Source organism: Bradyrhizobium sp. 62 (assembly GCF_023073035.1).
Classification (GTDB): domain Bacteria; phylum Pseudomonadota; class Alphaproteobacteria; order Rhizobiales; family Xanthobacteraceae; genus Bradyrhizobium.
Genome location: NZ_JADPIT010000037.1, coordinates 1 through 527, shown reverse-complemented (window position 1 = coordinate 527; position 527 = coordinate 1). Strand labels below are relative to the sequence as shown.

The window sequence follows — 527 nt, the reverse complement described above, 5'->3', positions numbered from 1 at the left end:
GCGATGGTGTTGATCAGCTCGACCACGTCGCCAATGCGCGCCGCCGCCTTGGACAATTCGCCGACACGGTCGGTCGTGGTTCGGGCCTGGGTAACCGCCTCGCTCGCGACCCGCGCCGATTCCTGCACCTGGCGGCTGATCTCGGTGATCGAGGACGACAGCTCCTCCGTGGCCGACGCGACCGACTGCACGTTGGTCGAGGCTTCCTCCGAGGCTGCGGCCACCACTATCGTCAACTCCTGTGCCCGCTCCGCCGTCGAGGTCAACGTCGAGGCCGAAGCCTCGAGCTCTGTCGCGGCCGACGACACCGTATCGACGATCTCGCCGACGGCGCCTTCGAAACTGTCGGCAAGCCTGCGCATATCGGCCTTGCGCTGCTCGGCCGCCACCTGGTCCTGTCGCATCTTGGCTTCCGCTTCTTCGCGCGCCTTCTGCTCCGACACGATCTTGAATTTCTCGACGGCACCGGCAACGCCGCCGACCTCGTCCTTGCGGCCGAGACCCGGCAGGACAACAGAGAAGTCACC

Annotated in this window: 1 pseudogene; it reads right to left on the bottom strand. The window is 66.4% G+C overall.

Annotated features, from left to right (window positions below):
• Positions 1 to 527 (bottom strand): annotated as a pseudogene (locus IVB47_RS35325) (methyl-accepting chemotaxis protein); the annotation flags it as partial.